Origin of the sequence: Streptomyces sp. NPDC060205 (genome assembly GCF_042728395.1) — a bacterium.
Lineage (GTDB): Bacteria > Actinomycetota > Actinomycetes > Streptomycetales > Streptomycetaceae > Streptomyces.
The window spans coordinates 1-9621 of sequence record NZ_JBHWZP010000340.1 but is presented as its reverse complement, the minus strand read 5'-3'; the positions used below and the strand labels follow the sequence as shown (position 1 = coordinate 9621).

The 9621-nt window shown below is 68.7% G+C and carries 7 protein-coding genes; all 7 read left to right on the top strand.

Going from position 1 to position 9621, the window contains the following annotated elements; genetic code table 11:
- Positions 1-266: 266 nt before the first annotated feature.
- The 7 genes from ACFWGJ_RS36900 (at position 267) to pgi (ending at position 9461) form a co-directional block, all read left to right on the top strand.
- Positions 267-3218, top strand: coding sequence for a M14 family zinc carboxypeptidase (locus ACFWGJ_RS36900; protein ID WP_387333330.1), 2952 nt, complete (start codon positions 267-269; stop codon positions 3216-3218).
- Positions 3219-3409: 191 nt separating this feature from the next.
- Positions 3410-4420: a type I glyceraldehyde-3-phosphate dehydrogenase gene (gene gap, locus ACFWGJ_RS36895; protein WP_383942580.1), complete on the top strand. Its 1011-nt coding sequence runs from the start codon at positions 3410-3412 to the stop codon at positions 4418-4420.
- Between the two features lie 127 nt (positions 4421-4547).
- Positions 4548-5759, top strand: coding sequence for a phosphoglycerate kinase (locus ACFWGJ_RS36890; RefSeq protein ID WP_387333328.1), 1212 nt, complete (start codon positions 4548-4550; stop codon positions 5757-5759).
- 6 nt (positions 5760-5765) lie between these two features.
- Positions 5766-6542, top strand: coding sequence for a triose-phosphate isomerase (tpiA, locus tag ACFWGJ_RS36885; RefSeq protein ID WP_210883693.1), 777 nt, complete (start codon positions 5766-5768; stop codon positions 6540-6542).
- A 161-nt stretch (positions 6543-6703) separates the two neighbouring features.
- Entirely contained in the window at positions 6704-6934 is a 231-nt protein-coding gene (secG, locus tag ACFWGJ_RS36880) for a preprotein translocase subunit SecG (protein WP_189770205.1), read from the top strand.
- A 236-nt stretch (positions 6935-7170) separates the two neighbouring features.
- Positions 7171-7506 (top strand): RNA polymerase-binding protein RbpA, encoded by a 336-nt coding sequence (locus ACFWGJ_RS36875; RefSeq protein ID WP_003957010.1) that lies wholly within the window; start codon positions 7171-7173, stop codon positions 7504-7506.
- 302 nt (positions 7507-7808) lie between these two features.
- Positions 7809-9461: a glucose-6-phosphate isomerase gene (gene pgi / locus ACFWGJ_RS36870; protein WP_387333325.1), complete on the top strand. Its 1653-nt coding sequence runs from the start codon at positions 7809-7811 to the stop codon at positions 9459-9461.
- Positions 9462-9621 lie beyond the last annotated feature (160 nt).

The following is a 9621-nucleotide window of genomic DNA, read 5'->3' as shown; positions in this document are numbered from 1 at the left end:
CAGGGGCGCGGGGAACTGCGCGATCCGCCCCCACCGGGGCCGCACCCGACCGCGCACCCCCACTCGACCGCGCAGCCCCACCCGACAGCGCACCACCCCCGGCCCCCCGGCCACCCCCAGTCGCACCCCAACTAACCCCCGCCCAACCCCATTTGGGCTAGCCGTATCGCCATGCCACCGTGCGTGTTGCGCTATTGACTTGACCATGGACTGTCATAAGCCTGGCATCTGTTCGCCGCAGTGGCGGACTACCGCAAGGGGGGCTCATGAGACGAAGAGCGAGATCGATCCTCGCTGCCGGCGCACTCCTGCTCGGCGGAGTGGCCGTCGCACCCATGGCGCAGGCGGAACCCGGCGCCGCGGCCGGCCCGGGCGCGGACGAGGTCAAGGTGTTCCGTGCCGAGGTCACGAAGGAGCAGGTACCCCTGCTCCTCGCGGCCGGCCAGGACGGCCACGAGCTGAGCGAACGCGTACCGCAGAAGGGCACGGCCAGCGTCGAGGTCTACCTCACCGACAAGCAGGCCGACGAGCTGGAGGACAAGGGCGTCGGCCTCTCCGAGCACAAGCTCTCGGCCAAGGCACGCGCGCGCGTGGCCGCCGCGGGGGACGGCGTCTTCCGGCCGTACAGCGGCGCCGGGAACCTGAAGGAGGAGATCGTCAGGACGGGCCAGCAGAACCCGAACCTGACGAAGGTCGTCTCCATCGGCAAGACCCTCCAGGGGCAGGACATCCTGGCCCTGAAGCTCTCCAAGGGCGCCAAGAAGACCAAGGACGGCGCCAAGCCCTCCGTGCTGTACATGTCCAACCAGCACGCCCGTGAATGGATCACGCCCGAGATGACCCGGCGCCTGCTCCACCACTACCTGGACAACTACGGCAAGGACCGGCGCATCACCAAGCTCGTGGACTCCACCGAGCTGTGGTTCGTGCTGTCCGCCAACCCGGACGGGTACGACTGGACGTTCAAGCCCGAGGGCGACCGGCAGTGGCGCAAGAACCTGCGGGACGTCAACGGCGACGGCGCCCTGACCGTCGGCGACGGCGTCGACCTCAACCGCAACTTCGCCTACAAGTGGGGATACGACGACGAGGGGTCCTCGCCGTATCCGACCAGTCAGACCTATCGCGGCGCGAGCGCCGGGTCCGAACCCGAGACCAAGGCGATCGACTCCTTCGAGAAGCGCATCGGCTTCGACTACGGCATCAACTACCACTCCGCCGCCGAACTGATCCTCTACGGAGTCGGCTGGCAGGTGGCGACCCCGAGCCCCGACGACGTGCTCTACAAGTCCCTCGCGGGGACCCCCGAGAACTCGGCGATCCCCGGCTACCGCCCGCAGGTGTCCTCCGAGCTCTACACGACCAACGGCGAGGCCGACGGACACGCCTCCAACGTCAACGGCACGGCGATGTTCACCCCTGAGATGTCGACCTGCCAGACGGTGTCGAACCTCTACCCGGACGACCCCTGGAACGCCGCCGACTGCGCGTCGGTCTTCACCTTCCCGGACGACGAGAAGCTGATCCAGGAGGAGTTCGTCAAGAACATCCCGTTCGCGCTCTCCGTCGCCGAGTCGGCGGCCAAGCCCGACCAGCCGAAGTCCTCGGTCGGCATCGACGCCCCCGACTTCACCCCCGCCCCCTTCGCCACGTCCTACTCCCGCGGCGCCGACCAGGAAGTCTCCGTGGTCGCCCGCAAGTCCGTACGCGACAAGGAACTGAAGTACCGCGTCGACAACGGGCGTACGAAGACGCAGTCGCTCAAGGCCTGGAAGGGCGGCGAGACCTACGGCGGCGAGGACAACCTCTACTTCGACGAGTACCGCGCGAAGGTCCGCGACGGGGCGCCGGGCGACAAGGTCGAGGTCTGGTTCACCGGCGAGACCCGCGCCGGAAAGCCCACCTCCAGCACGCACTTCACGTACACCGTCGCCGAACGGCCGCGCGCCGACACGCTGGTGATCGCCGAGGAAGGCGTCGCAGCGACGAAGGCGCAGACCTACGTCGACGCCCTGAAGGCAGGCGGCCGCAAGGCCGTCGTCTGGGACGTCACCACCCAGGGCGCGCCCGACGCGCTCGGGATCCTGAGCCACTTCAAGTCCGTCGTCCACTACACCGGCGCCGACCGGCCCGGATACACCACCCAGCTGCAGCTGCGCGCCTACCTCAACGAGGGCGGCAAGCTCGTCGAGGCGGGCGAGCAGGCGGGCGGCCAGGTCGCGCTGCCGGGCGCCCTGACGAACGACTTCAGCCAGTACTACCTGGGCGCCTACTCCCGTACGACGACTCCGGGCGCCACCGCCTTCACCGGCTCGGGGAAGCTCGCGGGCACCGGGGGACCGCTCGGCGACACGCCCGGCAACCCGCTGGACGCGGCGGGCGCCTACAGCGTCACCTCGGACACCCTGCCGGTCGACCGGTTCCCGCAGTTCGCCAGCGAGGGCGGCGGCGGATACCCGGGCACCGTCAACCCGTACGGCCCCTACGAGGGCGCGTCCATGGCGGCCGTCACGCACACCGACTACGCCTGGAACCGCCTCACGCGCACCATCGACCTCACCGGGGTGAGCGCGGCCCAGGCGCCCGCCCTGCGCACCCAGCTCCTGTGGGACACCGAGGAGGGCTACGACCACGCGGTGCTCGAAGCGCACACGGCCGGGGCCGACGACTGGACCACGCTCCCCGACAAGGGCGGCGCCACCAGTACGGCCGTTCCCGCCGAGTGCGAGGCAGGGTTCTTCATCCAGGGACACCCGGCCCTCACGCGCTACCTCACCCGGGGCGCGACCGCGTGCACCCCGACCGGCACCAGCGGCTCCTGGAACAGCTTCACGGGGGCCTCAGCGGGCTGGCAGCAGGTCGAGTTCGACCTGTCCGCGTACGCCGGGAAGACCGTCGAGGTGTCGATCAGCTACATCACCGACCCGGGCTCCGGCGGACACGGGGTCCTCGCCGACAACGCCTCCGTCGTGATCGGCGGCACGGCGACCGAGACCGAGGGCTTCGAGACCTCTCTGGGTGCCTGGAAGGTCCCCGGGCCGCCCGCGGGCAGCCCCGCGGTCGTCCAGGACTGGGGTCTGTCCGGCGAGCTGTTCAAGACGTACGGCGCGGTCACCACCCGTGACAGCGTCCTGTTCGGATTCGGCCTGGAGCACGTCACCGCGGCGGCCGACCGCACGGCCCTGCTGGGCAAGGCGCTGGCCGCGATCGGCGGCTGACACGGCCTCGCGGGGCATTGACCCCGAGGGCGGTCCGTACCCCTACTGGCGGGTACGGGCCGCCCTGCCGTGTATGGGGCATCTCGATGTCACCCCGGGAGCCTCAGGGAGGTAGGGTCGTAGGCGGTCGGGGACATCCCATACAACTCGCCGGCGTCAACAACCGGCGTACCTAACGAGGAGATCGGTTCGTGACGATCCGCGTAGGCATCAACGGCTTTGGCCGCATCGGTCGTAACTACTTCCGCGCGCTGCTGGAGCAGGGTGCAGACATCGAGATCGTGGCTGTCAACGACCTGGGTGACACCGCGACCACCGCTCATCTGCTCAAGTACGACACCATTCTGGGCCGCCTCAAGGCCGAGGTGTCGCACACCGCCGACACGATCACCGTCGACGGCCACACCATCAAGGTGCTGTCGGAGCGCAACCCCGCCGACATCCCGTGGGGCGACCTCGGCGTCGACATCGTCATCGAGTCGACCGGCATCTTCACCAAGAAGGCCGACGCCGAGAAGCACATCGCGGGCGGCGCCAAGAAGGTCCTCATCTCGGCTCCGGCCAAGGACGAGGACATCACCATCGTGATGGGCGTCAACCAGGACAAGTACGACGCGGCCAACCACCACGTCATCTCGAACGCCTCCTGCACCACCAACTGTGTGGCGCCGATGGCCAAGGTCCTCGACGAGAACTTCGGCATCGTCAAGGGTCTGATGACGACGGTCCACGCGTACACGAACGACCAGCGGATCCTGGACTTCCCGCACTCGGACCTGCGCCGCGCCCGCGCCGCCGCCGAGAACATCATCCCGACCACCACGGGTGCCGCCAAGGCCACCGCGCTGGTCCTCCCGCAGCTCAAGGGCAAGCTCGACGGCATCGCGATGCGCGTCCCGGTCCCGACCGGCTCCGCCACCGACCTGGTCGTCACCCTGCAGCGCGAGGTCACCAAGGACGAGGTCAACGCCGCGTTCAAGAAGGCCTCCGACGACGGCGACCTCAAGGGCTTCCTGACGTACACCGAGGACCCGATCGTCTCCTCCGACATCGTCGGCGACCCGGCCTCCTGCACCTTCGACTCCTCCCTGACCATGGTCCAGGAGGGCAACACGGTGAAGATCCTCGGCTGGTACGACAACGAGTGGGGCTACTCCAACCGCCTCGTCGACCTCACGGTCTTCGTCGGCGAACAGCTCTAGGTCCAAGAAGCAAGGCACCTCGTGTGAGCACAGGGCCCGGGCAGCGCGCCGCGCACCCCGGGCCCTGTGGCACGTGCTGAGCGATCAGCCCTCTCTCGGACAAAAGAGCTTCCCTAGGAGTCCACTCATGAAGACGATCGACGAACTTCTCTCCGAAGGGGTCGACGGCAAGCGGGTCTTCGTGCGCGCCGACCTGAACGTGCCGCTGGCCGACGGCCTCATCACCGACGACGGCCGCATCCGCGCCGTCCTGCCGACCGTCAAGGCGCTCGCCGAGGCCGGTGCCAAGGTGATCGTCGCCTCGCACCTGGGCCGCCCCAAGGGCACCCCGGACCCCGCCTTCTCGCTGCTGCCCGCCGCCGAGCGCCTCGGCGAGCTGCTCGGCGCGCCCGTCGCGTTCGCCCAGGACACCGTCGGACCGGCCGCCCACGACGCCGTGAACGGCCTGCAGCCCGGCCAGGTGGCGGTCGTCGAGAACCTGCGCTTCAACGCCGGCGAGACGTCCAAGGACGACACCGAGCGCGGCGAGTTCGCCGACCGGCTGGCGGCCCTGGCCGATGTCTACGTAGGCGACGGTTTCGGTGCCGTGCACCGCAAGCACGCCTCGGTCTTCGACCTCCCGGCACGGCTGCCGCACTACGCCGGCTACCTCATCGCCACCGAGGTCGGCGTCCTGAAGAAGCTCACCGAGGACGTCGAGCGCCCCTACGTGGTCGCCCTCGGCGGCTCCAAGGTCTCCGACAAGCTCGCCGTCATCGACGAGCTGCTCGGCAAGGCCGACCGGCTGCTCATCGGCGGCGGCATGGCCTTCACCTTCCTGAAGGCCAAGGGGTACGAGATCGGTGCCTCCCTGGTCCAGGACGACCAGCTGCCCGCCGTCAAGGAGTACGTCGAGCGCGCCGAGAAGAACGGCGTCGAGCTGGTCGTCCCCGTCGACGTCGTGGTCGCGGCCGGTTTCCCCGACCTGAAGACGAAGGCGCCGTCCGATCCCACCACCGTCGCCGCGGACGCCATCCCGGCCGGTCAGATGGGTCTGGACATCGGTCCCGAGACCGGCGCCCTGTACGCCTCGAAGCTCGCCGACGCGGCCACCGTGTTCTGGAACGGTCCGATGGGCGTCTTCGAGCACCCCGACTACGCCGAGGGCACTAAGGCGGTCGCCCAGGCCCTGCTCGACTCCCAGGCCTTCACGGTGGTCGGCGGTGGCGACTCCGCCGCGGCCGTCCGCATCCTGGGCTTCGACGAGAACGCGTTCGGCCACATCTCCACCGGTGGCGGCGCCTCCCTCGAATACCTTGAGGGCAAGACGCTCCCCGGTCTCGCCGCACTGGAGGACTGACCCCGTATGACCACTCGCACGCCGCTGATGGCGGGCAACTGGAAGATGAACCTCAACCACCTTGAGGCCATCGCCCATGTCCAGAAGCTCGCCTTCGCCCTGGCCGACAAGGACTACGACGCCTGTGAGGTCGCGGTCCTGCCGCCCTTCACGGACCTGCGCTCGGTACAGACCCTGGTCGACGGCGACAAGCTCAAGATCAAGTACGGCGCCCAGGACATCTCGGCGCACGACTCCGGCGCCTACACCGGCGAGATCTCCGGCTCGATGCTGGCCAAGCTCAAGTGCACGTACGTGGCGATCGGCCACTCCGAGCGCCGCCAGTACCACGCCGAGACCGACGAGATCGTCAACGCCAAGGTGAAGGCCGCCTACAAGCACGGCCTCACCCCGATCCTGTGCGTCGGCGAGGAGCTGGACGTCCGCGAGGCGGGCAACCACGTCACGCACACGCTCAGCCAGGTCGAGGGCGGTCTCAAGGACCTCCCCGCCGAGCAGGCCGAGTCCATCGTCATCGCGTACGAGCCCGTCTGGGCCATCGGCACCGGCAAGGTGTGCGGCGCCGACGACGCCCAGGAGGTCTGCGCGGCGATCCGCGGCAAGCTCGCCGAGCTGTACTCGCAGGAAGTGGCCGACGCCGTCCGGATCCAGTACGGCGGCTCGGTGAAGTCCGGGAACGTCGCCGAGATCATGGCGAAGCCCGACATCGACGGCGCACTGGTCGGTGGCGCGGCGCTGGACGCCGACGACTTCGTCAAGATCGTCCGGTTCCGCGACCAGTAGGACCGCGCTCCGGATGTGAAGCGCCGAGCTGCGAGTATGCGGTAGCGGTGTTACGTCGTACCCTTGCGGGGGCCGGGCGGCTTCGTACCCGAAGCGCCGGCCCCCGTCGTCCGTCCAAGAGTCGTCCGTCCAAGTCCGAGGAAGTTGGTCCAGCCGTGGTTATGGGGTTCTCGATCGCCCTGATCGTCTTCAGCCTGTTGCTGATGCTGCTGGTGCTGATGCACAAGGGGAAGGGCGGCGGCCTGTCCGACATGTTCGGTGGCGGCATGCAGTCGTCCGTCGGTGGTTCCTCGGTCGCCGAGCGCAACCTCGACCGCATCACCCTCGTGGTCGGTCTGCTGTGGTTCGCCTGCATCGTGGTGCTGGGCATCCTGATGAAGGTCAACAACTGACCGTCGCCCCCCATCGGCACGGCAGCACGAACGCACATTACGCAAGCACATTCCGCACGTAAGGCCCCATGTCCGGTACGCGCCCGCAGGCGCGGCCTATCATGGGGCTTGCGTCTGTGCGCGGGGGTGTAACTCCTATCACTGGACGCGCGTTGGGCCTTACGTAGACTGAGGCGCCCGCAGCGAAGCGTCACGCCGACTCGCTTCGCGGCACCATCACGCAGGGAGTTACGACCGTGGCAAGTGGCAACGCGATCCGAGGAAGCCGGGTCGGGGCGGGGCCGATGGGCGAGGCCGAGCGCGGCGAGTCCGCGCCCCGGCTGCGCATCTCCTTCTGGTGCTCCAACGGGCACGAGACGCAGCCCAGCTTCGCCAGCGACGCGCAGGTCCCCGACACCTGGGACTGCCCCCGCTGCGGCTTTCCCGCCGGACAGGACCGGGACAACCCGCCGGACCCGCCGCGCACCGAGCCGTACAAGACGCACCTCGCGTACGTACGGGAGCGGCGCAGCGACGCGGACGGCGAGGCGATCCTCGCCGAGGCGCTCGCCAAACTGCGGGGCGAGATCTAGGAGCGGCGCGCGGCGAACCAGGAGCGGCGCGACCATCAGGAGTTGCGAGCCGGCCGGACACCGAGAGGTGTCCGGCCGGTCGTGTCCCGGGCCGGACGCCCTTTTTCCACGGCGTATTTTTCGTACGCCCGGCATCGCGCGGCTTCTCCGTCGCCGTGCTGACACCTCCGGGTGAACCGCACGTATCTGTTGTTGAGCCGGACGACGGCGGGACGACAACTCACGTCACCCTGATCATTTAGGTTGGGACCGGTAGCGGGGCAAGGTACGCAGCACTGGCAGGAAAGAGGCGGAAGTCCGAGATGAACGCAGAAAGCCGTACCAGGCTCAACCAGACGCCCGAGTGGACCGCTCTGGCGGAGCACCGGGAGGAACTCGCCGGGGCGCACCTGCGTGAGCTGTTCGAGCGGAACCCGGGACGAGGTGCCGCATACACGCTCCAGGTGGGCGATCTGCACGTCGACTACTCCAAGCACCTGATCACCGACGAGACACTGCGGCTGCTGCGTGAGCTGGCCGCGGCGACGGACGTCTTCGGGCTGCGGGACGCGATGTTCCGCGGCGAGAAGATCAACGTCACCGAGGACCGGGCGGTCCTGCACACCGCGCTGCGCGCCCCGCGGGACGCGGTCGTGGAGGTCGACGGCGAGAACGTCGTGCCGAAGGTGCACACGGTCCTCGACAAGATGTCCGGCTTCTCCGAGCGCATCCGCTCGGGCGAGTGGACCGGGCACACCGGCCGGCGCATCAAGAACGTGGTCAACATCGGTATCGGCGGCTCCGACCTGGGCCCGGCGATGGCGTACGAGGTGCTGCGGTCCTTCACCGACCGGGATCTGACGGTCCGGTTCGTGTCGAACGTCGACGGGGCCGATCTGCACGAGGCCGTCCGCGACCTCGACCCGGCCGAGACGCTGTTCATCGTCGCCTCGAAGACCTTCACCACCATCGAGACGATCACCAACGCGACCTCGGCGCGCGACTGGCTGCTGACCGAGCTGAAGGCCGGTCAGGAAGCCGTCGCCAAGCACTTCGTGGCGCTGTCGACGAACGCGGAGAAGGTCGCGGACTTCGGCATCGACACGGCGAACATGTTCGAGTTCTGGGACTGGGTCGGCGGACGCTACTCGTTCGACTCCGCGATCGGCCTGTCCCTGATGATCGCGATCGGCCCGGACCGCTTCCGGGAACTGCTCGACGGCTTCCACCTCGTCGACGAGCACTTCCGCACGGCGCCGGCCGAGTCCAACGTGCCGTTGCTGCTCGGCTTGTTGGGTGTCTGGTACGGCAATTTCTTCGACGCGCAGTCGCACGCGGTGCTGCCGTACTCGCACTACCTGTCCAAGTTCACGGCGTACCTGCAGCAGCTGGACATGGAGTCCAACGGCAAGTCCGTGGACCGGGACGGGAATCCGGTGGACTGGCAGACGGGGCCGGTGGTGTGGGGCACGCCCGGGACGAACGGGCAGCACGCGTACTACCAGTTGATCCACCAGGGTACGAAGGTCATCCCGGCGGACTTCATCGGCTTCGCCGAGCCGGTCGCCGAGCTGAGCGACGGGCTGAAGGCGCAGCACGATCTGCTGATGGCCAACTTCTTCGCGCAGACGCAGGCGTTGGCCTTCGGCAAGACGCCGGACGAGGTGCGGGCGGAGGGGGTTCCCGAGGAGCTGGTCGCGCACAAGACGTTCGCGGGGAATCATCCGACGACGACGATTCTCGCGCGGTCGTTGACGCCGTCCGTGCTCGGTCAGCTGATCGCGCTGTACGAGCACAAGGTGTTCGTGCAGGGGGCTGTCTGGAACATCGACTCCTTCGACCAGTGGGGGGTCGAGCTGGGGAAGGTGCTGGCCAAGCGGGTTGAGCCTGCGCTCACCGAGGGGGCGGAGGTGGCTGGGTTGGACGGGTCCACGAAGGCGCTGGTGAGCCTGTACCGGTCGCTGCGCGGGCGTTAGGGGTCGGTTCCTCACCTGCGGGCCGGTGGGGGCCGTTCGCGCAGTTCCCCGCGCCCCTTGAAGGCGGGGCTGCGCCCCGGCCTGCGTCCTTCGGCTGCGGGTCCGGTGGGGGCCGTTCGCGCAGTTCCCCGCGCCCCTGAAGACAAAAGATTGCGCCGTT

Excerpts from the sequence above, each read along its gene's own strand:
- ACFWGJ_RS36900 (WP_387333330.1), top strand. The coding sequence starts at position 267 with ATGAGACGAAGAGCGAGATCGATCCTCGCTGCCGGCGCACTCCTGCTC.
- ACFWGJ_RS36890 (WP_387333328.1), top strand. The coding sequence starts at position 4,548 with ATGAAGACGATCGACGAACTTCTCTCCGAAGGGGTCGACGGCAAGCGG.
- tpiA (WP_210883693.1), top strand. The coding sequence starts at position 5,766 with ATGACCACTCGCACGCCGCTGATGGCGGGCAACTGGAAGATGAACCTC.
- secG (WP_189770205.1), top strand. The coding sequence starts at position 6,704 with ATGGGGTTCTCGATCGCCCTGATCGTCTTCAGCCTGTTGCTGATGCTG.
- pgi (WP_387333325.1), top strand. The coding sequence starts at position 7,809 with ATGAACGCAGAAAGCCGTACCAGGCTCAACCAGACGCCCGAGTGGACC.